At 64.1% G+C, this 21,495-nt stretch carries 16 protein-coding genes; 5 read left to right on the top strand and 11 right to left on the bottom strand.

Going from position 1 to position 21,495, the window contains the following annotated elements; genetic code table 11:
- Positions 1 to 23: 23 nt before the first annotated feature.
- The 3 genes from pdxA to HF916_RS30280 all read right to left on the bottom strand — a co-directional run bounded on the left by pdxA (position 24) and on the right by HF916_RS30280 (position 4,835).
- Positions 24 to 1,034 (bottom strand): 4-hydroxythreonine-4-phosphate dehydrogenase PdxA, encoded by a 1,011-nt coding sequence (gene pdxA, locus HF916_RS30290; protein ID WP_168792577.1) that lies wholly within the window; start codon positions 1,032 to 1,034, stop codon positions 24 to 26.
- 5 nt (positions 1,035 to 1,039) lie between these two features.
- Positions 1,040 to 2,401 (bottom strand): peptidylprolyl isomerase, encoded by a 1,362-nt coding sequence (locus HF916_RS30285; RefSeq protein ID WP_168792576.1) that lies wholly within the window; start codon positions 2,399 to 2,401, stop codon positions 1,040 to 1,042.
- Between the two features lie 67 nt (positions 2,402 to 2,468).
- Positions 2,469 to 4,835 carry an LPS-assembly protein LptD gene (locus HF916_RS30280; RefSeq protein WP_168792575.1) on the bottom strand — a complete coding sequence of 789 codons (2,367 nt, stop codon included), beginning with the start codon at positions 4,833 to 4,835 and terminating at the stop codon, positions 2,469 to 2,471.
- A gap of 223 nt (positions 4,836 to 5,058) precedes the next feature.
- Between HF916_RS30280 and HF916_RS30275 the strand changes: the two genes are divergently transcribed.
- Positions 5,059 to 6,138, top strand: a complete 1,080-nt coding sequence (locus HF916_RS30275; protein WP_168792574.1) for an aminoglycoside phosphotransferase family protein — start codon at positions 5,059 to 5,061, stop codon at positions 6,136 to 6,138.
- Positions 6,139 to 6,141: 3 nt separating this feature from the next.
- Complete coding sequence (murU, locus tag HF916_RS30270) at positions 6,142 to 6,870, top strand: N-acetylmuramate alpha-1-phosphate uridylyltransferase MurU (RefSeq protein WP_168792573.1); 729 nt, start codon at positions 6,142 to 6,144, stop codon at positions 6,868 to 6,870.
- Positions 6,871 to 6,983: 113 nt separating this feature from the next.
- Here murU and HF916_RS30265 read toward each other — a convergent pair whose 3' ends face one another.
- Entirely contained in the window at positions 6,984 to 8,873 is a 1,890-nt protein-coding gene (locus HF916_RS30265; protein WP_168792572.1) for an ABCB family ABC transporter ATP-binding protein/permease, read from the bottom strand.
- A gap of 284 nt (positions 8,874 to 9,157) precedes the next feature.
- Between HF916_RS30265 and HF916_RS30260 the strand changes: the two genes are divergently transcribed.
- Positions 9,158 to 9,553 carry an acyl-CoA thioesterase gene (locus tag HF916_RS30260; protein ID WP_116118972.1) on the top strand — a complete coding sequence of 132 codons (396 nt, stop codon included), beginning with the start codon at positions 9,158 to 9,160 and terminating at the stop codon, positions 9,551 to 9,553.
- Positions 9,554 to 9,622: 69 nt separating this feature from the next.
- On the opposite strand, the gene HF916_RS30255 is transcribed toward HF916_RS30260, so the two are convergent.
- A complete protein-coding gene (locus HF916_RS30255) occupies positions 9,623 to 9,958 on the bottom strand; it encodes a DUF4148 domain-containing protein (RefSeq protein WP_168792571.1) in 336 nt (111 codons plus the stop codon).
- 196 nt (positions 9,959 to 10,154) lie between these two features.
- A complete protein-coding gene (locus tag HF916_RS30250; RefSeq protein ID WP_168792570.1) occupies positions 10,155 to 11,087 on the bottom strand; it encodes a LysR substrate-binding domain-containing protein in 933 nt (310 codons plus the stop codon).
- Positions 11,088 to 11,247: 160 nt separating this feature from the next.
- Between HF916_RS30250 and HF916_RS30245 the strand changes: the two genes are divergently transcribed.
- Positions 11,248 to 11,859: a glutathione S-transferase N-terminal domain-containing protein gene (locus tag HF916_RS30245; protein WP_168792569.1), complete on the top strand. Its 612-nt coding sequence runs from the start codon at positions 11,248 to 11,250 to the stop codon at positions 11,857 to 11,859.
- Positions 11,860 to 11,877: 18 nt separating this feature from the next.
- On the opposite strand, the gene HF916_RS30240 is transcribed toward HF916_RS30245, so the two are convergent.
- The gene (locus HF916_RS30240) at positions 11,878 to 14,994 is read right to left on the bottom strand and encodes a sensor domain-containing protein (RefSeq protein ID WP_168792568.1); all 3,117 of its coding nucleotides are present in this window, start codon (positions 14,992 to 14,994) and stop codon (positions 11,878 to 11,880) included.
- 186 nt (positions 14,995 to 15,180) lie between these two features.
- Positions 15,181 to 15,657 (bottom strand): nitrate reductase associated protein, encoded by a 477-nt coding sequence (locus HF916_RS30235; protein ID WP_168792567.1) that lies wholly within the window; start codon positions 15,655 to 15,657, stop codon positions 15,181 to 15,183.
- Positions 15,658 to 15,806: 149 nt separating this feature from the next.
- On the opposite strand from HF916_RS30235, the gene fdhD reads away from it, so the two are divergent.
- Positions 15,807 to 16,646, top strand: a complete 840-nt coding sequence (fdhD, locus tag HF916_RS30230) for a formate dehydrogenase accessory sulfurtransferase FdhD (protein WP_168792566.1) — start codon at positions 15,807 to 15,809, stop codon at positions 16,644 to 16,646.
- Positions 16,647 to 16,777: 131 nt separating this feature from the next.
- Here fdhD and HF916_RS30225 read toward each other — a convergent pair whose 3' ends face one another.
- The 3 genes from HF916_RS30225 to HF916_RS30215 form a co-directional block, all read right to left on the bottom strand.
- On the bottom strand, positions 16,778 to 17,548 hold the full coding sequence (locus HF916_RS30225; RefSeq protein ID WP_168792565.1) for an enoyl-CoA hydratase: 771 nt from the start codon (positions 17,546 to 17,548) through the stop codon (positions 16,778 to 16,780).
- 142 nt (positions 17,549 to 17,690) lie between these two features.
- Positions 17,691 to 18,890 (bottom strand): acetyl-CoA C-acyltransferase, encoded by a 1,200-nt coding sequence (locus HF916_RS30220; RefSeq protein ID WP_168792564.1) that lies wholly within the window; start codon positions 18,888 to 18,890, stop codon positions 17,691 to 17,693.
- Positions 18,891 to 19,024: 134 nt separating this feature from the next.
- Entirely contained in the window at positions 19,025 to 21,460 is a 2,436-nt protein-coding gene (locus tag HF916_RS30215; RefSeq protein WP_168792563.1) for a 3-hydroxyacyl-CoA dehydrogenase/enoyl-CoA hydratase family protein, read from the bottom strand.
- Between the last annotated feature and the right edge of the window lie 35 nt (positions 21,461 to 21,495).

The following is a 21,495-nucleotide window of genomic DNA, read 5'->3' as shown; positions in this document are numbered from 1 at the left end:
AGACGCCGCGCGGCGGCGCCGAATCAGCCCGCGCGGCGGTGCTGCGCCATCGACACCGCCGTCTCGATCGCGGCGATCAGGCTGCCCGCATCGGCGCGGCCGGTGCCGGCCAGATCGAGCGCGGTGCCGTGATCGACCGAGGTGCGGATGATCGGCAAACCAAGCGTGACATTGATGCCTTCGCCGAACGTGGCGTACTTCAACACCGGCAGGCCCTGGTCGTGGAACATGGCCAGCACGCAGTCGGCCTCGTCCAGATAACGCGGCTGGAACAGCGTGTCGGCCGGATACGGACCGCGCGCGTCGATGCCTTGAGCGTCCGCGAGCTCCAGCGCCGGCGTGATGACCTCGATTTCCTCGCGGCCCAGATAACCGTTTTCGCCCGCGTGCGGGTTCAGCCCCGTCACGAGAATACGCGGCGCCGGCAAACCGAAATGGTGCCGCAAATCGTGATCGATGATGCGCAGCGTCTCGACAATGCCTTCGATGGACAGCGCAGCGGAGACATCCTTGAGCGGCAGATGCGTGGTCGCCAGTGCGACGCGCAACGGGCGCTTGCCAGTGCCGGCCAGCATCATCACCACGCGCGGCGTGTGCGTGCGCTCGGCCAGATATTCGGTGTGGCCGGTGAACGGCACGCCGGCATCGTTGATGGTGCTCTTTTGCAGCGGCGCGGTGACGATCGCGTCGAACGTGCCGGCTACCGCGCCGTCGATCGCGCTGTCGAGCAGGTCGAGCACGTAGCGGCCGTTGGCCGCGTTGAGCTTGCCCGCGACGGCAGGCGCTCCGAGCGGCCGGTGCTGCAGGCGCACGCGCTTGCCGTCCGCCACCAGCGCGCTCCAGTCGACACCCACGGCGCGCGCGCGTTCAGCGAGCAGGTCCGCGTCGCCCAGCACGGTGAACTGCGCGTGGGGCCAATGCGCCGCCGCGCCCGCCAGTGCCTGCACCGTCAATTCGGGACCGACGCCGGCGGGCTCGCCGGTCGTGATCGCGATCTGCAACGGTGGGCGGGCAGACTGGGCGGTGCTTGTCATGACGGTTATTGCGTGCTCGACAGAGTGGGCTTCACTTCCACATACGCGGTATCGCGCAGTTCGCGCAACCAGTCGGCGTAAGCCTGTTCCGCCTTGCGCTGACCGATGGCCTGGCGCGCCAGATCCATTTGCTGCGAGACCGAACCTTCGGATTCGCGGCGGCCCAGCACCTGAATCAGGTGGTAGCCGTATTCGCTGCGAACCGGATCGCTGATCTGGCCGTCCTGCAGGTTGTTCATGGCGCGCTCGAATTCCGGCACCGTCTCGCCCGGACTAATCCAGCCGAGGTCGCCGCCTTGCGACGACGAACCGTCTTGCGAATAAGTATGCGCGAATTTCGAGAAGTCGCCGCCCGTGGCGATTTCGTTCTTGATTTCGAGCAGTTTCTGACGCGCTTGCGGTTCCGACATGCCGTCGCCGACGCGCAGCAGAATGTGGCGCACGTGCGTTTGCACGAGCTTCGGCGCATCCGAGCTGGCGCCCTGACCCGCACGGCGATCGACCAGACGTACGATTTCGAAACCGTCGGTGGTGCGGATCAGATCCGGATTGACTTCGCCGGGACGCATCGTCGAGACAGCCTTGACGACTTCAGGCGGCAGCTTGGACGGCGAAACGAAGCCGATATCGCCGCCTTTCGATGCATCCGGCGCCTGCGAACTGGACTTCGCCAGCTTGTCGAAATTGGCGCCGCCCTTGGCTTCGGCGAGCAACGCCTGGGCCTTCTGCTGCGCCGCTTCGATATCCGTCTCCGACGCGTTCAGCGGCGCCTTCAGGAAAATGTGCTGCAGATGCAGGTCGCTCGTCGCGCCGGCGTTCGGGCCACGCTGACTGGCGATGTAGTTCGCGACTTCGGCGTCCGACACCGTGACCTTGCTGTCCACTTCCTTCTCGCGCAGACGCGAGAGCGTCAGTTCGGTACGCGCGTCGCCGGTGAACGTGCTCCAGGGCACGCCTTGCGCCTCGATGCGCGAGCGGTACACGTCGAGCGACAGGTTGTTCGCCGCGGCCAGCCGTTCGAGCGTTTTCTGCACGGTGGCGTCGTCGATGTTGATGTTGTCTTCTTTTGCCTTCTGCAACTGGATGCGTTCCAGCACCATCTGGTTGAGCACCTGCTGACGCAACTGGTCCATCGGCGGGACCGGCGCGTTCTGCTGGTTCAGGCGGCGGGTGATCAGGCCCATGCGTTCGTCGAGCTCGCGCCGCGTGATGACACCGTTGTTGACCACTGCGGCAATGGTGTCGACCGTCTGGCCGCTATTGCCGCCCAGCGCCTGCGCCTGCACCGGCGCGACCGACAGGAAAGACGCCGCGGCGGCCAGACCGGCCGCAAGCGTTGCCAAGCGAAGCTTTTTCATGATTGCCACAGATACTCCAATGATGTCGGGCGCGCCTGGCCCGTCTTTTCGCACTTTATAAATGATCGGGCGAGCGTCATTCGTAATTGGTGAAACGCGATTCCGGCGGCGGCGGTGGCGGTAACGGCGTATAGCCCGCCACGCTGGCGCGGAATGCGCTCATCAGCCCGTTGTCGACGCTCGACAAGCCCTTGAACGTCAACTGCGCGAGAAACCGCGTGCTCGACTGATTCTGCCCCGAGGTGTTCAGACCGTTCGCGTAGCGCTGGATCCCCGCGCCGAGCGTCCAGCAATCGGCGTCGTACTGCAGGCCGACCAGACCGTCGACGATCCGATGGCCGCCCAGGTCGTAATTAAAACGGCCCACGCCAAACACCCGATGCGTGAGCGGCCATTGCCCCGAAATCAGCACCTGATTGATCGGCTGGTTGTCCAGCGTGGTGTTCGCGCGGGTGTAACGGTACCCGACGTTGATCACCTTGCCGGTGGCCGGGCTGAACCCGAAGCCGACGCTCGTCTTCACCAACTGGTTGTTGTCGGCATTATATTGGAACGCCGTTTCCGAAGCGAAACCGGCGCCGAGCTTGAACGACGCACCCGCGATCAGGTCCGAATGGGTGGCCTGCGCGCTGGTCTGGGTCGGCTGCAGCGTGACGCGCTGGTCCTGGAAGTAATACTGCTGCGCGATCACGAAACGCGCCCGTTCGTCACCCGTGGCCGCGTCGATGAAGCGCGTGGTGAGGGCGGCCGTGAGGCGGTTCGCGTCGGCGATCCGGTCGTTGCCGACGAAGGTGTTCGGCGTGAAGATTTCCGCCAGCCCGAAGTCGGAGTCGGCGGTGTCGAACAGCGGCGCGGATTCCTGATTGCGATACGGCGTGTACACGTAGTACAGGCGCGGCTCGAGCGTCTGGATGTAATCCTGGCCGAAGATTCGTACCGAACGGTCGAAGATCAAACCCGTATCGAAGGTGAACGTCGGGATCGATTCGGTGAAGTTCTTCGGCGTGCCGACCGGCACGTCGCCGCTGATATTGCGCAGGTTGTACGACGCAAAGTGCCATTGCACCTTCGGCGTGACGAAGTAACCCGGCCCGACCACCGAATACGCAAGGTACGGATTGAACATCACCCGCTGACCTTCGGTCTGGTCCGCGGTGGTGATGCTGAAATTCGTGTAATCGGCTTCCGCGCCGTAGTCGAAGCCGCCGACGTTGTACTTCGCGTACTTCACGTTCAACTGCGGCTCGCGGCCATACGGCGCCGTTGAAGGCGCCAGCGTCTGCCAGTGCTGTTCACGCGCGAGCACCGACCACGGTCCGTTGCTGTAGGTCAACCCGGCTTCCTGTTGATACAGGAGCTGGGTACCGTTCATGAACTGACTGACCGACGACGACAGGTCTTCCGGATACGTGTTGTCCGAAACCTTGTTGTAGTAAATGTAGCCGCCGAACCCGTTGCCGAAGTTCTGGTTGTGCTGGATGTACAGCGCGTAGCGGTTGGTCTTGGTCAGGTGATCGTCCGGCAGGAACTCGCCGGTGATCGAACCGGAATACGTGGGCGACAGATAACGGAACGTGGACTGCAACTGCACACCGCGCTTGGAGATCAGACGCGGTGTGACCGTCAGATCGCGATTCGGCGCGATGTTGAAGTAATACGGCACCGACAGTTCGAAGCCGTTCGACGAACTCAGCGAGAACGTGGGCGGCAGAACCCCGCTGCGCCGCTCGCCTGAAAGCGGAAACGACAGCCAGGGCGAGGCGAATATCGGCACGCCCTGGAAGAACAGCACGCCGTTGTGGGCGACGCCTTCGTCCGCGCCGGTGTCGAAATCGAACTCGCTGCCCCTGATGTACCAGGCCGGATCGTCCGCGCACGCACAGGCCGTGTAGGTGCCCTTCGTGAAGACCGAGCGCTCGTTGTCGAGCAGGTCGACGCGCTCCGCGCTGCCCGAGCCGCCCGTCACGTTGAAGTGGTACTTCGGCGCGGTCATGAAACCTTCGCTCGAATCCACGCGCATGTGCGCTTCCGGGCCGACGAACGAATTGCCGCTGTTGACCACGTGGACCTGGCCGTACGCGTCGGCCATGTCCGTGTCCTGGTCGTAATGCAGCGCGTCGGCCTTGATCACGACCGTATTGCGCCGCACCTCGGCCGAGCCCTTGGCGGCCATGTCCTGGTCGCTGGTGCCGGTGGTCGTGTCGCCGAGCACGAACGTGGCCGGCTTCTGGCCCGTCTGCAGCGGACGGTCTTCGAGCTGCGGGGCGAGCTGCATGCCCCAGGGCGCGTCGATAGGTTGCGGCTGCGCGGCTTCCCCCACCAGCTGGGCGTGCGCAAGCGCGGGCATCAGGCCCGGAACGGCGATCAACGCCGCGACGAGCCGCCTTTTGCGCGGCACAACAGCACAAGAGGGAGTCGTTTGGGAAAGCTGTCTAGGCGGCATGTATCGTTTGGCGAATCGGCTCGTCCGTCAGCATCTGCAGTCACGGTCCACCGCCTGCACACCCCGACCGTGACAGTCGGCTGCACATCAATATTTACAATCTGTTGAACGATGAGGCGGGCGGTAAAGCGGAATACGCGAAAAGCTGGCGTGAGCCGCGTCAAAAAAGTCGTGGGGTATTATATGGCAAGACGTTGCCCCTCTGAATTTGCCGCCGGTTTTCATGACGCTGCCCTCATCCCAAGACTCCACCGATACCCGTCTCGACCTGCTCAAAGTCTGGCTGAAAGGCCACGCGGCGCGCTATGCGCTCGAGCTCGACACACTTGCCCCGGCTTCGTCCGACGCCAGTTTTCGCCGCTATTTCCGGCTCGCCGGTAAGGCGGCGGAAGGCAAAAGCAACGGCACGCTGATCGCGGTCGATGCCCCGCCGCCCGAAAAGTGCCGCGAATTCGCGCAGGTCGCGCAGTTGCTCGAGGCCGCCGAGGTGCACGTGCCGCGTGTGCTGGAGGTCGATTTCGAGGCCGGCTTCATGCTCGTCACCGATCTGGGCACGGCTTCGTACCTCGGCGCGCTGAGCGAAGCGCAAAACGCGGACGACCCGCGCCGCGCCCGTGCGCTGATGCGCGACGCGCTCGACGCGCTGATCCGCTGGCAACTCACGTCGCGTGAAGACGTGCTGCCGCCGTTCGACGAAGCCTTCCTGCGCCGCGAGATGGAGTTGATGCCGGAGTGGTTCCTCGGCCGGCATCTTGACCGCGAGGCGGACGAAAAAATCCGTGGCGTGCTCGATCGCACGTTCGCTCTGCTGATCGCGAGCGCCCGCGCGCAGCCGCAGGTGTTCATGCTGCGTGACTTCATGCCGCGCAATCTGATGATCGCCGCCGAACCGAATCCCGTGAACCCCGGCGTGCTGGACTTCCAGGACGCGGTGTACGGCCCGATCACCTACGACGTCGCCTCGCTGTTGCGCGACGCGTTCCTGAGCTGGGACGAAGAGTTCGAGCTGGATTGCTTCGTGTACTACTGGGAGCGGGCGAAAAAAGCCGGCCTGCCGGTCGATCCCGATTTCGGCGAGTTCTACCGCCAGATCGAGTGGATGGGCCTGCAACGGCACATCAAGGTGCTGGGCCTCTTTTGCCGGATCAATTATCGCGACGGCAAGCCGCACTACATGAAGGACCTGCCGCGTTTCATCGGCTACGCGCGCAAGGTCGCCGAGCGCTATGCCCCGCTGCGTCCGTTCGCGAAGCTCCTCGACGATCTCGAAGGCCGCGCGAATGAAGTCGGCTACACCTTCTGACCGATGACGATGTCCCTGAAGAAAGCGATGATTTTCGCCGCCGGACGCGGCGAGCGCATGCGTCCGTTGACCGACACATGCCCGAAGCCTTTGCTCGACGTGGGCGGCAAGCCGCTGATCGTGTGGCAGATCGAACGGCTCGCGCAAGCGGGCTTTCGAACCATTGTGATCAACCACGCGTGGCTCGGCGAGCAGATCGAAGCCACGCTCGGCGACGGTTCGCGCTGGCAAGTCCAGTTGCGCTATTCGGCCGAGCGCGAGGCGTTGGAGACCGCAGGCGGCATCGTGCAGGCGTTGCCGCTGCTCGAGGATGACGGCGCGAGCGAAGTGTTCGTCGCGGTCAGCGGCGACGTGTACGCCGACTTCGATTACGCGACGCTGAATGCGCACGCCGAAAAATTGCAGGCCTTGCCCGAGCCGGGCATGCATCTGGTGATGGTGCCGAACCCGGCGTTTCATCCGAACGGCGACTTTGGTTTGGTGGACGGCGGCGCGCTCTCGCTCGACGCCCAGTCGCGCTTCACGTTCGGCAATATCGGTCTTTACGACACGCGCATGTTCCGCGATCTGCCGAGCGGCACGCGACGCGCGCTCACGCCGTACTATCGCGACACGATTGCTCGCGGTCTCGCGAGCGGCGAGTTGTACGAGGGTTTGTGGGAGAACGTCGGCACGCCGGCTCAGTTGGGCGAACTGGATCAGCGTTTGCGCGTGCCAGACGGCAGGCGCTAGGCGTTCGGCGTTCGGCGTTCGGCGTTCGGCGTTCGGCGTTCGGCGTTCGGCGTTCGGCGCTAGAGTTTCGTGTCGCATTGCAGGGCGACAACGCGAAAAATCGCCGCGCAAATTTATCGCCCGCCGTCTCCTGCGCTCACCGTTTCCACCGACTCTGGCGCTTCTGCCGCGCGCTGCTGCTGCAACGCCCACATCTGCGCGAACAGGCCGTTCGCGCGCAGCAGTTCCGCATGCGTGCCGCGCTCGACGATCCGTCCTTTGTCCATCACGATGATCTGCTGCGCGTGCACCACGGTCGAAAGCCTATGCGCGATGATCAGCGTGGTGCGCTCGCGGGCGATCTGATCGAGCTCGTGCTGAATGGCGCGCTCGGAACGTGAATCGAGCGCCGAGGTCGCTTCGTCGAACAACAGGATCGGCGGATTCTTGAGGATGGTCCGCGCGATCGCCACGCGCTGCTTTTCGCCGCCGGACAACTTCAGGCCACGTTCGCCGACCGGCGTGTCATAGCCCTTCGGCAAGCCTTCGATGAACTCGTGAATATGCGCCGCGCGCGCCGCCGCGACCACTTCCTCGCGTGTCGCCGACGGCCGGCCGTACGCGATGTTGTAGTAGATCGAATCGTTGAACAACACCGTATCCTGCGGCACGATGCCGATCGACGCGCGCAGCGAATCCTGCGTGACGTCGCGAATATCCTGACCGTCGATGGTGATCGCGCCGCCCGTCGCGCGGTCCAGATCGTAGAAGCGGAACATCAGCCGCGCGAGAGTCGATTTACCCGAGCCGCTATGGCCGACCACCGCGGTCGTGGTGCCCGCCGGAATCGTGAAGCTCACGTCGTGCAGAATCTGGCGCGCCGGTTCGTACGCGAAGTTCACCCGCTCGAAGCGCACTTGCGCACCGCTCACGCGCAACGCGAGCGCACTCTCCAGGTCGGGCACTTCCTGCGCGGCGCCGAGCAGCGTGAACATCCGGTCCATATCGGTGAGGCTTTGCTTCAATTCGCGATACACCACACCGAGAAAATTCAGCGGAATATAAAGCTGCAGCATGAAGGTGTTGATCAGCACCAGATCGCCGAGCGTGAGGCGCCCGGCCATCACGCCTTGCGTCGCGCGCCACAGAATGAACACGAGCCCCGTACCGATGATCGCCTGCTGCCCAAAGTTCAGCGCCGACAGCGAGCGCTGCGACTTGATCGCCGCCGTGCGATAGCGCTTGAGGTTTTCGTCGTAACGGCTCGCTTCCCACTCTTCGTTGCCGAAGTACTTGACCGTCTCGTAGTTCAGCAACGAATCGATCGCGCGTGAATTCGCCTTCGAATCGAGATCGTTCATGGTGCGGCGAAAATGCGTGCGCCACTCCGTGACCTTCACCGTGAAGACGATGTACACGGTAAGCGCGATGAACGTGACCACCGCGTAATACGCCTCGTATTTGACGACGAAAAAGCCGAGCACGAGCCCGACTTCGACGAGCGTCGGCAGAATGCTGTACAGCGAATACGAGATCAGTTGCGTGATGCCGCGCGTACCGCGCTCGATATCGCGCGACATGCCGCCCGTCTGCCGTTCGAGGTGAAAGCGCAGCGACAGCGCATGCAGATGGCGGAACACTTTCAGCGCGAGCTGGCGCACCGCGCTTTCGGTCACCTTCGAAAACAGAATCTCGCGCAGTTCGGTGAACAGCGACGTGGACAGCCGCACCACCGCATACGCGACCACCAGCAGGCCGACGCCGCCCAGCAGCACGATGCCCGGCGAATCGTGCGCGCGGCCGAGCGCGGTGAGATGCTGCACCGAGACGAGGCCGTCGACGATCCGCTTCATCACGATCGGCACGCCGAGATTGGCGACCTTCGCGCCGATCAGGCAGCTCAGCGCGAAGCCGACCCGCCATTTATAGGTGGCGAGATACGGCAGCAGCGACAGGATCGTCTGCCAGTCGTTGCGCGGCTGGGTGGAGATCGGGGAGGGTTCGGACGAGGGCGTGCGGCGCATGGGGATCGGCTGGGGAGAGTGTGGAAATGCCGGAGTTCGCAGCGGCGCGCCGACCGCGGCATGCCTGCCCGGCACACTGCTTTTTGTCGCGCGACCTCGCTGGGCGCTTTCCCGTACAATTCCTGATCTTTCTATTGTCGCAGAAGCCGGCTGGCGCCGCTTTTCATGGGTCGGCCCGCCGTAGGTGGCACGTTGGCCGCGCGGTGCGTGCCGTACCGTTGTCGTGAAATCCCCCGCCTGCCGGTCGAGCCGACCGAGCCAACACGTTTCTCAAGGGTGCCCCGATGACCGATATTCTTCAACTTCCGCAAAAGCACTGCGCGCTGCGCGTCGTGCCGCAGCCCTCGGACGCGAACGTCCACGGCGACGTGTTCGGCGGCTGGATCATGGCGCAAGTGGACATTGCCGGCTCGATTCCGGCGAGCCGCCGCGCCAACGGGCGAGTGGCGACCATCGCGGTCAACTCGTTCGTGTTCAAGCAGCCGGTGTTCGTCGGCGATCTGCTGAGTTTCTACGCGGACATCGTCAAGACGGGGAACACGTCGGTTACCGTGGCGGTCGAGGTCTACGCGCAGCGCATGAGCCTGACCGAAGATCTCGTGAAAGTTACCGAAGCCACGTTGACGTACGTCGCCACCGATAGCGACCGGCGCCCGCGCGCGCTGCCGGTGCTGGATTGAGCGCCTTTACGACGCACAATAAAAAACGAGGCGCCGCGGCGCCTCGTTTTATTTAGGCTTCGTACCGGCTCACTGGCTCGCTGCCGCGCCAATTCCCGCCTTCTTCTGCGCCTTCTGAATGTCGTTCGGATAGTTCGGATCGGTGCTCGACGGCTGATAGCCGTTGGCCTCCAACTTCTTCAACTCGGCGTTTTTCTTCGCCCGCGCCTGCTTGCGCGCGGCCTTGCGCTGAGCTTTGGTAGACGGCGCCGCTTTTGATGCGGCCGACGGGACGGCCGCGTCAGAATCGTTCCCCGCCGGACCACCACCGCCGCCGCTTTGCGCGAACGCCGGCGCGGCGCAAGCCACGCTCAGTACAACCGATGCCAGCAACACAGACAGTTTCTTTGCAGGTGAAGACGTCATTGTTCTCTCCAGTCGGATCAGTCGGATTGGCGGATAGTCGACGGCGAAACGCCCATCACCCAGTGCAAGCAGCGAAAAATCGGGCGCAACGCCACGTGAATCGGTGCTTCGTGGTTCCCAGCGCAGTCTGAGATGGGAATCACGAATATATCCGACCGAAACGCCTGCGGAAACCGAATACGCCCACAACTACGGGCTAACCCGCACGAATCGCCGCCGCTGGCGCGCCACTGCTGCGCAGATAGGTGTCGACCTGCCCTTCGATCCACTGCGCGAAATGCGCCTGCGAGGCATTGAGCATTTCGCGTTGCTGCCAGACCAGCCAATAGGGATAACGGTACGGCACGCGGATGTCGGTGATCTGCACCAACTCGCCCCGCGCCAGCGCATACGCGACCAGGCTGCGCCGTTCGAGGGCGACGCCCTGGCCTTGCAGCACGGCGCCGATCACGATATTCGAGTCGTTCGCCGACAGCACCACCGCGCCCTCGGCCGGTTCCGCGACCTGCGCTGCCTGACACCAGTCGTGCCACGGCGTATCGGGGCTCGAGATCAGCGGACAGGCCATCACGTCCTCAGCGGTGACGGGCAAGCGGCCATGCGGTGCGAGCGCGAAATGCGGTGCGGCGACCACCACCATGTCGTCATCGAACAGCTTCTGTTGCGCGACGTCGGGCCAATGCCCCTGTCCCATGCGGATGCCGATGTCGCTCGCGCCCTGGCGGAAATCCTCGACCTGCAAACTCGTCTGCAAGCGAATCCGGTAGTACGGATGCGCGTCGCGAAAGCTGGCGAGGCGCGGCACGAGCCAATGCTGCGCGAACGACGGCAAGGTCGTGATCACCAATTCGCTTTCGTGCGGGCGCGCCTGCGCGCGGCGCGTCGCATGGGTGATGTCGCGCAGCGCCATGCGGATGTCGAGCGCGTAAAGCCGTCCTTCCTCGGTCAGCCGCAACCCGCGCGCCTCGCGCATGAAGAGCGCGAGGCCCATCGAATCTTCCAGCACCTTGATCTGCTGGCTCACCGCCGAGTGCGTGACATGCAATTCACGCGCGGCCTGAGTCACGCCGCCCAAACGGGCAACAGCCTCGAAGCAGCGCAGCGCGGTCAAAGGCGGAATCGGTTTCATGTAAGAAATTCTGACGTAAATCGTCGTTAATTGTCGCTTTTTTTGCGGTGCGGAGATGCTTAATCTATCGGTTCGATGCGCCTCGACGTAGGCCGGAAGCGGAACCGCGCGGCCACGAAGAGCTCGGGCGCGCCATGATAGATGTTCTAACGGGAATGAGATGAAACTGATCGGAATGCTGGATTCGCCCTACGTACGCCGGGTCGCTATCTGCCTCAAATTGCTGAAGCTCGAATTCGAGCACGAGCCGATCTCGGTGTTCAGCACCTACGACCAGTTCGCGCGAATCAACCCTGTCGTCAAGGCGCCCACACTGATCGCCGACAACGGCCAGACCGTGATGGACTCGACGGTGATTCTGCAGTACCTCGCCATGCTGGCCGGCCCGAACCAGCGGCTTTTCCCGACGCGTCCCGACGCTGCCTTGCGCGCCGCCCGCCTCACGGGACTCGCGCTCGCCGCGTGCGAGAAGACTGTGCAGATCGTCTACGAACGCAATCTGCGTCCGGTGGAAAAGCAGCACGAGCCGTGGGTCGATCGCGTGAGCACGCAGTTGTTCGCCGCTTACGCCGAACTCGAGCGCGAGCTCGCGGCGGCGCTGCCGATCGAAACCGACCAGTTCGACGCGGCCGACGTCACCGTGGCGGTCGCCTGGCACTTCACGCAGATGATGCTGCCGGGGACGGTCAGCAAGACGGCGCATCCGTTCCTGCAGTCGTTTTCCGAACTGGCGGAAGACCTGCCGGTTTTCCTGAGCACGCCGGCGGAGTGAGCGCTGCGGCGCGAGCGCTCAGACCGTCGCCAGCTCGCGCCCTATGCCACCTTGCAGCAGTTCGGAAATCGCGTCCATCGACATCGGCTTCGCGAAGTAGAACCCCTGCATCTCGTCGCACGCGCGCTCTCTCAGGAACTCGAGTTGCGCGGACGTCTCCACGCCTTCGGCGATCACCTGCAACTTCAGCGAATGCGCGAGCGCGATGATCGCCGAGGTGATCGTCTCGTCGTCGCCCGACACGCCGATGTCGGAGACGAACGAGCGGTCGATCTTCAGGCGATCCACCGGGAAGCGCTTCAGATAGCTGAGACTCGAATAGCCGGTGCCGAAGTCGTCGATGGCGAGACCGATGCCGAGCGCGTGCAGTTCGTTGAGCATCGACACCGCTTCTTCGGCATTGCGCATGATGGTGCTTTCGGTCAGTTCGAGTTCGAGGTATTGCGGCTCGAGACCGGTCTCGGCCAGCACCTGCATGACCAGCTTGGCGATGTCGCGCTGCTGGAACACCCGCGCCGACAGATTCACCGACACTCGCGCCGGCGGCAAGCCTTCGTCCTGCCAGGCCTTGTTCTGGCGGCACGCTTCGCGCAGCACCCATTCCGACAGCGGCCCGATCAACCCGCTTTCCTCCGCCACCGGAATGAACGACGACGGCGGTATCAGCCCGACTTCGGGATCGCGCCAGCGCACCAGCGCCTCGGTGCCGACGATCTGTCCGCTCTCGATATCCACCTGCGGCTGGTAGTGCAGCAGGAATTCGTTGTCGCGTAACGCGCGGCGCAGACGCCGTTCGAGATTCAGGCGCGCGCCCGCGCTCGCGTTCATCTCCGGCTGATAGAACTGGAACGTATTGCGGCCCATGTCCTTCGCTCGGTACATCGCGAGGTCGGCCTTCTTCATCAGCGTTTCGGCGTCCTCGCCGTCTTGTGGGAACAGGCTCGCGCCCATGCTGCAGCCCACGTACAACTCGGTGCCGTCGAGCCAGACCGGCTCGGAGATGGCCGCGCGCACGCGCTCCATCCACGCGATCAGCGACTGTTCGTCGACGGTATCGGTCATCACGATCACGAACTCGTCGCCGCCGTGGCGCGCCACCGTGTCGCTCGTGCGCGTGCAGCGCGCGAGGCGCTCGGCTACCACGCTGAGCAGCCGGTCGCCGACGCTGTGGCCGAGGCTGTCGTTGACGTTCTTGAAGCCATCCAGATCCATGAACACGACCGCGACGCCCTTGTGATGCCGTTGCGCGACGATCAGCGCATGCTGCAAGCGGTCGCGCAGCAGATTTCGGTTCGGCAGGCGCGTCAGGCTGTCGTAGTTGGCCTGGTATTCGAGCTGTTCCTGATAGCGCATCAGATCGGTCACGTCGTTGATCACGCCGATGTGATGCGTGATCATGCCGTCCTGATTCGGCACCGGTGCGATGAAGAGTTGATTCCAGAACAGCGCGCCGTCCTTGCGATAGTTGCGCACCACCGCGCTGACTTCGCGGTTCGCCGCGAGCGCCTGGCGGATCAACGCGACACCTTCCTGGTCGCGGTCGTCGCGCTGCAATACACGGCAATCGTGGCCGATCACCTCGGCGGGATCATAGCCAGTGATGCGCATGAACGCCGGGTTCACGTATTCGATCAGATTGCCGGTCGGCGACGGCGCGGTAATCAGAATCGCGTTGACACTGGCATCGAGCGCGCGGCTTTGCAGGCGCAACGCAAGGTCGGCGCGCTTGCGCTCGGTGATGTCCGTGTAGGAACCGAGCACGCCGATCACGCGGCCGTCGCCGTCGGTGAACGGCAGCTTGCTCGTGACCGTGGTGCGATGCACGCCGTCGATCACCAGATCGACTTCGAAGTTCATCTTCGGCACGCCGGTGCTCACCACTTCCTTGTCGTGGTCGTTCAGCAGCGTCGAGAAGTCGCGCCACGGCATGTCGGCGTCGCTCTTGCCCACCACCTGCTCCGGATACGCGAGTCCGGCATCGCGCGCGAACGCCATGTTGCAGCCGAGATAGCGCGACTCCATGTCCTTCCAGAAAATGCGCTGCGGAATATTGTCGATCACCGCTTCGAGCATCTGGTTCGAACGGTGCGCTTCGGCTTCGGCGTTGATCTGGTCGGTAACGTCGTCGGCGAGCACGAAGAACGCGGCGCGGCCCATGAAGTTCAGCGCGTGATATGAAATGTCAGCGCTGATCGTCGAGCCGTCCTTGCGCCGGTGATGCCAGATACCCGCCATGGTCCGGCCGTGCTGGCCCGCGTCGCTGCGCTGCATATGCGATTCGAGACGCGAGATTTCGCCGTTCGGCCGGATCGCGCGAATCGTCATGCCGAGAAATTCGCTTTCGGTGTAGCCGTATTGCTGGATCGCAGCCGCGTTGACGGCGAGAAAGCGCAGCGTCTCGCGATCGAAGATGTACATCGGCACGGGATGCTCGTCGAACAGGCCGCGAAAGCGTTCGTCGTGGCGGCCGAGCGCGCGCACGCTGCGCAGCTTCTCGCGCGCGCTGTTTTCGCGCGCGCCGAACGTGAAGATCAGCAGCACGCTGCCGCCCAGCATGGTCACGATCAGCAGGAACATCGCCCGCTGCGTTTCGCTCGCCGACGCCGCGAGCGACGCCTGCAAGGCGCGGTTCTCCGCACCGCGCAGTGCCGCGAGGCCGGCTTCGACGCGATCGAGGCCGAGCCCGAGATGGGTGTAGGTCGAGGCCGCCCATGCGCGCGAGGCGTCCGGCCCGGCAATGGCGCTCCTGAGCAGCGCATCGTCGATGTCGTGTTGCAATGCGTGGCTGTCCGCGCTCAGCTTCGCGAGCGCGCCGAGCATGGCGGGTTCGCCGGCCAGTTCATTGCGCAGGTCGTGCTCCAGACCGGCGAGCGTCGTGGCCATGGCCATGGCGGTGGCCGCGCTGGCCGGCGCCGACTCGCCCGACGCCTCGAAGCGGCCGAGCGCGGCCAGGCCGCCGTCGAGCGCCGTATGGTAGGCGTCGAGGTTCTGGCGCACGCTCGTCGAACGCAGCATGCGCGCGTCAGCGTCGCGTTGGCCGCAGATCTGCGCATAGGCGACGAACGCGTTCGCGCCGATCGCCGCGGCAACGACCGCCAGGTTGATCAGCAGCCGCTTCGATAAAAAAGGAGTCATGGGTTCCGAACGTCGATCGTTCTGCGGGCGGGAGCGCGCGGTCGCTGTCGATGCGTCGGGCCGCATCGACACGAGTCTCTTTACGCGCCAACCCATGGATAACGGCAGGGTTCGGAACAGATTGAGGGTAGTGAGTGAAAAAAACTGGGCGGGTGCGCCTGGCGGGCGCCGCCTAACCGACCGCACCTAGCCGGCCGCACCGAATTCCTTCATGGCCGGGACGAAGTCGTGATTGGCCTCCGGTTTGCGCGACAGCTTGGCGAGCACGTAGCGCTTGAACGGCTCCAGTTCGGCCCACTGGGCGACGCCCGGCGCGGCGAGACCGGCCAGTTGCGCCTGATGCGAGATGCCGTCCGGCACGCTGTCCGTGCGGCGCCAGGCCGGCGCGTCCTCGGGCGTGAACCACTCCGGCTCGATATTCGCGTGGGTGCGCAGCATTTCGAACAGGGCATGATCGAAATTGGGCTCGATTTCCGCGTCTTCCTCGACCGGGAAACGCGCCAGCAGCTTGCGGTCTTCGACCGGCAGCAATTGCCATTGATCGAGCGTGATGCGCAGCCCGAACCGGTCGAGATTGAAGCGCACCGACATCGGGATGTAGGTGAAATTCTCCGAAGACTCGACCTCGAAGTTGAACAGAAGCGGTGCTTCGTTGAGTCCCATGACAATATCCCTCTTGGATGGCGGGCAACACGCAAGCCCAGCTTGGGGTATTTTAGAACCTTATTCGCGCGACGGCGGCATGGCTGGCGGCAACCTGCCGGGCCGCCAACCGCTCACGCGCGCGCAGTATGGCAAAGGAGTGAACTAGCTTGAACGAACTGGAAACAGCCGGGCAGCCGGGCGCGGTGGAGCGCCAGGTGCGCCGGCATCGCGGCGCGGCGGTCGAAACCGTCATCGACCATGTCGGTCAGGAATGGCCGGTCGCGCTCGTCTTCAACGGCATTTCGCATGCGGTAATGATGTGCACGCCGCGCGATCTGGAAGCGTTCGCGGTCGGATTCGCGATTTCGGAAGGGATCGTGGCGCGTGGCAGCGACATTCAGGACATCGAGGTCGAGCTGCATGACGACGGCGAATTGCCGCATGCCGAAGTGCAGTTACACGTGGTGCAGCAGGCGTTCGTCGCGCTGAAGGAGAAGCGCCGCGCGCTCGCCGGACGCACCGGCTGCGGCGTTTGCGGCATCGAAAGCATCGATCTGCTGGATCTGCAGCCGGAGCGTGTGCCGGACACCGGCTTTCTGCAGCGGCTCGCGCCCGACGCGATCGCGCGCGCCGCCCGCGATTTGCCCGAGCATCAGGCGTTGACGCGGCTGACCGGCGGCCTTCACGCCGCCGCGTGGTGCGACGCCGCGGGCGCGATCCGCCACGCGTTCGAGGACGTCGGCCGCCATAATGCGCTCGATAAGCTGATCGGCCAGCTGGTGCTCGATCGCGCGGATACCAAAGAGGGTTTTGTGTTTCTGTCGAGCCGCGCCAGCTACGAGCTGGTGCGCAAGGCCGCACGTGTCGACGTGCCGATGGTCGCCACGATCTCGGCGCCGTCGTCGCTGGCGATTACGATTGCGCGCAAGGCGGGCGTGCGGCTGGTGAGCTTCTGCCGCGAGAAAAGCTACGTCGACTACGATACCTTGCAGCCGGCGCAGCCTTGAGCAGCTAACGCGCCTGAACATTCAGACGGGCGAACGTCCTAACGCGCCAAAGCTTGAAGTCGCGAGCGGAACTCCCTTCAACGCCAAAGCGCTGGCACGCCTGAAGTGCCTGGAGCACGCAGACACACCGCTTAATCGAACTGCCGGAAGTCCGGCTTGCGCTTCTCGAAGAACGCTTTGAACGCCTCGCGTGCTTCGGGCGCGAGCAGCATTTTGCCGAAATGCACGGCTTCTTCAGACATCTGCGTTTGCAGTTCCTGGTGGCTCGCGCGCTTCATCAAGCTCTTCGTCACGCGCAGCGACGAAGCCGGCAGCGCGGCCAGCTTCGCGACTTGCGAAGCGGCAAACGCATCGACTTCGGCGGCGGGCAGCAGGCGATTCACGAAGCCCATGCGTTGCGCCTCGGCGGCGTCGAACGCTTCGCCGAGCAGCAGTTTCTCCGCCGCCGCCTGATAGCCGGCCACGCGCTGCAACAGCAGGCTCGACGCCGCTTCCGGACACAAACCGAGTTGCGTGAACGGCAGCGAGAAGCTCGCGGTATCGGCCGCGTACACCAGGTCGCAATGCAGCAGCAGGGTCGTGCCGATGCCGACCGCCGGACCCGCCACCGACGCCACCACCGGCTTCTCCGCCGAACTGATCGCGCGCAGGAACTGGAACACCGGCGCGTGTTCGCCCATTGGCGGCGTCTTCATGAAATCGTCGAGATCGTTGCCGGCGCTGAAAATGCCCGCGCTGCCGCGAATCAGGATCGCGCGCACGGCGGCATCGCCTTGCGCTTCGACCAGCGCATCGGCCATCGTCTGATACATGGCGGCCGTAATCGCGTTTTTCTTGTCGGGCCGGTTGAAGGCAATCGTCAGCACGCCGTCGGCGCGCTCGACCAGAATATCCATCGTCATCTCCTCGTACTCCTGCTGAGAATGTAAAAACGGTTCGCAAGCCGGATGGCCTGCGAACCGTTCTGTGGTCCTTAGAGGGTCACCCTTGGGCTTCCCTCTGGAACCGAAGCGAACACCGGAGCGGACGCCAGGGTGAACATGCTTACAGGCGCTCGATGATGCCCGCCGCGCCCATGCCCGTGCCGACGCACATCGTCACCATGCCGTACTTGTAGTTACGGCGGCGCAAGCCATGCACCACGGTCGACGCGCGAATCGCGCCCGTCGCGCCCAGCGGGTGGCCGAGGGCGATCGCGCCGCCGAGCGGGTTGATCTTCGCCGGATCGAGACCGAGGTCCTGAATCACCGCTAGCGATTGCGCGGCGAACGCTTCGTTCAGCTCGATCCAGTCGAGGTCGTCGATCTTCAGGCCGGCGGCCTTCAGCGCGGCCGGAATGGCTTCCTTCGGACCGATGCCCATGATTTCCGGCGGCACGCCGCGCACGGCGAAGCTGACGAAACGCGCGAGCGGCGTGAGGTTGAATTCCTTCAGCATCTTTTCCGACACTACGATCAACGCGCCCGCGCCGTCCGAGGTTTGCGAGCTGTTGCCCGCCGTCACCGAACCCTTGTTCGCGAACACCGCGCGCAGCTTGGCCAGACCTTCGAGCGACGTTTCTGCGCGCGGACCTTCGTCGAGCGAGATTTCGCGGGTCTTCACGCGGACTTCGCCGGTGGCGAGATCGGGGAAGCGCTCTGTGATCGTGTACGCGGCGATTTCGTCGTTGAACTCGCCGGCTTGCTGCGCGGCGATGGCACGGCGGTGCGATTCGACCGAGAACGCGTCTTGCGCTTCGCGGCTGATCTTCCAGCGCTCGGCGACTTTCTCCGCAGTCAGGCCCATGCCGTAGGCGATGCCGATGTCTTCATTGCGATCGAAGATATGCGGCGACATGGACGGCTTGTTGCCCATCATCGGCACCATACTCATCGACTCGCAGCCGCCCGCGATCATCGCGTCCGACTCGCCGACGCGGATGCGGTCGGCGGCCATCGCGAGCGCCGTCAGGCCCGACGCGCAGAAACGATTCACCGTCACACCGCCGACGCTATTCGGCAGGCCGGCCAGCAGCGCGCCCATGCGCGCGACGTTCAGCCCTTGTTCCGCTTCCGGAATCGCGCAGCCGATGATCGCGTCTTCGATCACCTTGGTGTCGAGGCCGGGCACTTGCGCCACGGCCGACTTGATCGCGTGCACCAGCAGTTCGTCCGGGCGCGTGTTCTTGAACATCCCGCGCGGCGCCTTGCCGATCGGCGTGCGGCTCGCGGCGACGATGTATGCGTCTTGCAATTGCTTTGCCATTTAAAGCTCCTTTGTCGACGGCAGTTAGCGCTTTAGCGCTTACTGCCGTCCCATGCAGTCTCATCGCGGTCGATCGGAGTTAGCGCTTTGGCGCTTACTCCGATCCCATGCACGTAGTGCGGTTCGCTCGTCGCTTAGTTGCGCACCGGCTTGCCGGTTTGCAGCATGCCCATGATCCGTTCCTGCGTCTTTTGCGTGCCGAGCAGATCGACGAACGCACGACGCTCGAGTTGCAGCAGCCATTCTTCATCGACGAGACTGCCTGCTTCCACGTCGCCGCCGCACACCGCTTCCGCGATACGGCTCGCGATCAGGAAATCGTGCTCGCTGATGAAACGGCCATCGCGCATGTTGACGAGCGACGCCTTGATAGTCGCAATCGCCGAACGCCCGGCCACCGGCACTTGCGTCACACGCAGCGGCGGACGATAACCCGCCGCCGACAACGCGCGCGCTTCCTTCTTCGCGACGTCGAGCAGTTCGAACACGTTGAAGACGATCGTGTCGGACGGCTTCAGGTAGCCCATGGCGCGAGCGTCGAGCGCGGAGGCCGAGACCTTCGCCATCGCCGCGTTTTCGAACGACTTCTGCACGAACTTCAGCAGGTCGTTGGTCGCGCCTACTTGCGTCGCCGCTTCCGCCGCGCGCAACGCCGCTTCCTTCAGGCCGCCGCCAGCCGGCACGAGACCCACGCCGACTTCCACCAGACCGAAATAGCTTTCGATGTGCGCAACCCGCTTCGCGCTATGCAGCGCCAGCTCGCAGCCACCGCCAAGCGCAATGCCCGACACGGCCGAGATGACCGGCACGCTCGCGTACTTAACGCGCAGCATGCCTTGCTGGAATTTCTTCACGAACGGCTCAATACCCTTCGCGCCGCCCATCATGAACGCCGGCATCGCTTCTTCGAGGTTGGCGCCCGCGGAGAACGGGCCGCCCGGCGTGCCGAGTTTCAGCGACGTCGGCTGCCACACCACCAAACCCTTGTAGTCCTTTTCGGCCAGGTCGATCGCCTGCGTCAGACCGTCGATCACCGACGGTCCGATCGTGTTCATCTTGCTCTTGAACGACACGATCAGCACGTCGCTCTCGCCGGCACGGTCGTCGACCCATGCGCGCACGGCATCCGTTTCGAACAGCGTCTTGCCATAGGTCTTCGGATCAGTCTTGGTTTCGCCGACCAGCGGTGCACGGAACACCTGCTTGTCGTAGACCGACAGCGTCGAGCGCGGCACGAACGTCTTCGAAGCCGGCGACCACGAACCTTCGTTCGTATGCACGCCGCCCTGCTCGGCCACCGGACCTTCCAGCACCCACGACGGCAGCGGCACGTTCGAGAGCGCCTTGCCGGCGGCGATATCTTCCTGCACCCATTCGGCGACCTGTTTCCAGCCGGCCGTCTGCCAGCCTTCGAACGGGCCTTCGTTCCAGCCGAAGCCCCAGCGGATCGCCAGATCGACGTCGCGCGCGTTGTCGGCGATCGATTCGAGATGCACGCCGATGTAGTGATACACGTCGCGGAAGATCGCCCACAGGAACTGAGCCTGCGGATGCTGCGATTCGCGCAGCAGCTTCAGACGCTCCGCCGGTGGCCGCTTCAGAATGCGGCCGACCAGTTCGTCCGCCTTCGCGCCGCCCTCGACGTACTCGCCCGTCTTCGGGTCGAGCACCTTGATCGCCTTGCCTTCCTTCTTGTAGAAGCCGCCGCCGGTCTTCTGACCCAGCGCGCCCTTCTTCACGAGTTCGGCCAGCACAGCCGGCGTTTCGTAGACCGGGAAGAACGGATCGTCCTTCAGCGTGTCCTGCATCGTCTTGATGACGTGCGCCATCGTGTCCAGACCGACCACGTCGGCGGTACGGAACGTGGCCGACTTCGCGCGACCAAGACGCGCGCCGGTCAGGTCGTCCACTTCGTCGAAACGCAGGCCGAATTTCGCGGCTTCGGTCACGACGGCCAAGATCGAGAAAATCCCGACGCGATTGGCGATGAAGTTCGGCGTGTCTTTCGCGCGCACGACGCCCTTGCCGACCACGCTCGTCAGGAACGACTCGAGTTGATCGAGGATTTCCGGGCGCGTGGTCACGGTCGGGATCAGCTCGACCAGGTGCATGTAGCGCGGCGGATTGAAGAAGTGCACGCCGCAGAAGCGCGCCTTCAGTTCATCCGAGAAACCTTCCGACAGCGCGGTGATCGACAGACCCGACGTGTTGGTCGCGAAAATCGCGTTCGGTGCGAGATGCGGCGCGACCTTCTTGTACAGGTCGTGCTTCCAGTCCATGCGTTCGGCAATGGCTTCGATCACCAGATCGCATTCGGCGAGCTTTTCGATGTCGTCGTCGTAGTTGGCCGGCTGGATGTATTGCGCGTCGTCCTTCACGCCGAACGGCGCGGGCGACAGCTTCTTCAGGTTCTCGATCGCCTTCAGCGCGATCGCGTTCTTCGGGCCTTCCTTGGCGGGCAGGTCGAACAGCAGCACGGGCACCTTGGCATTGATCAGGTGCGCGGCGATCTGCGCGCCCATCACGCCGGCGCCGAGCACGGCTACCTTGCGAATGATCAGATTGCTCACGTCGTTCCTCCGGGGAATTATGCGATGTCGCGAAG

Origin of the sequence: Paraburkholderia aromaticivorans (assembly GCF_012689525.1) — a bacterium.
Classification (GTDB): Bacteria; Pseudomonadota; Gammaproteobacteria; order Burkholderiales; family Burkholderiaceae; genus Paraburkholderia; species Paraburkholderia aromaticivorans_A.
The sequence above is the reverse complement of the archived record's forward strand: the minus strand, read 5'-3'. Positions and strand labels throughout refer to the sequence as shown.

Coding starts and splice junctions, on each gene's coding strand:
- pdxA (WP_168792577.1), bottom strand. CDS start 1,034: ATGACAAGCACCGCCCAGTCTGCCCGCCCACCGTTGCAGATCGCGATC.
- HF916_RS30260 (WP_116118972.1), top strand. CDS start 9,158: ATGACCGATATTCTTCAACTTCCGCAAAAGCACTGCGCGCTGCGCGTC.
- HF916_RS30240 (WP_168792568.1), bottom strand. CDS start 14,994: ATGACTCCTTTTTTATCGAAGCGGCTGCTGATCAACCTGGCGGTCGTT.
- HF916_RS30275 (WP_168792574.1), top strand. CDS start 5,059: ATGACGCTGCCCTCATCCCAAGACTCCACCGATACCCGTCTCGACCTG.
- HF916_RS30280 (WP_168792575.1), bottom strand. CDS start 4,835: ATGCCGCCTAGACAGCTTTCCCAAACGACTCCCTCTTGTGCTGTTGTG.
- murU (WP_168792573.1), top strand. CDS start 6,142: ATGACGATGTCCCTGAAGAAAGCGATGATTTTCGCCGCCGGACGCGGC.
- HF916_RS30235 (WP_168792567.1), bottom strand. CDS start 15,657: ATGGGACTCAACGAAGCACCGCTTCTGTTCAACTTCGAGGTCGAGTCT.
- HF916_RS30255 (WP_168792571.1), bottom strand. CDS start 9,958: ATGACGTCTTCACCTGCAAAGAAACTGTCTGTGTTGCTGGCATCGGTT.
- HF916_RS30250 (WP_168792570.1), bottom strand. CDS start 11,087: ATGAAACCGATTCCGCCTTTGACCGCGCTGCGCTGCTTCGAGGCTGTT.
- HF916_RS30265 (WP_168792572.1), bottom strand. CDS start 8,873: ATGCGCCGCACGCCCTCGTCCGAACCCTCCCCGATCTCCACCCAGCCG.
- HF916_RS30245 (WP_168792569.1), top strand. CDS start 11,248: ATGAAACTGATCGGAATGCTGGATTCGCCCTACGTACGCCGGGTCGCT.
- HF916_RS30225 (WP_168792565.1), bottom strand. CDS start 17,548: ATGACGATGGATATTCTGGTCGAGCGCGCCGACGGCGTGCTGACGATT.
- HF916_RS30220 (WP_168792564.1), bottom strand. CDS start 18,890: ATGGCAAAGCAATTGCAAGACGCATACATCGTCGCCGCGAGCCGCACG.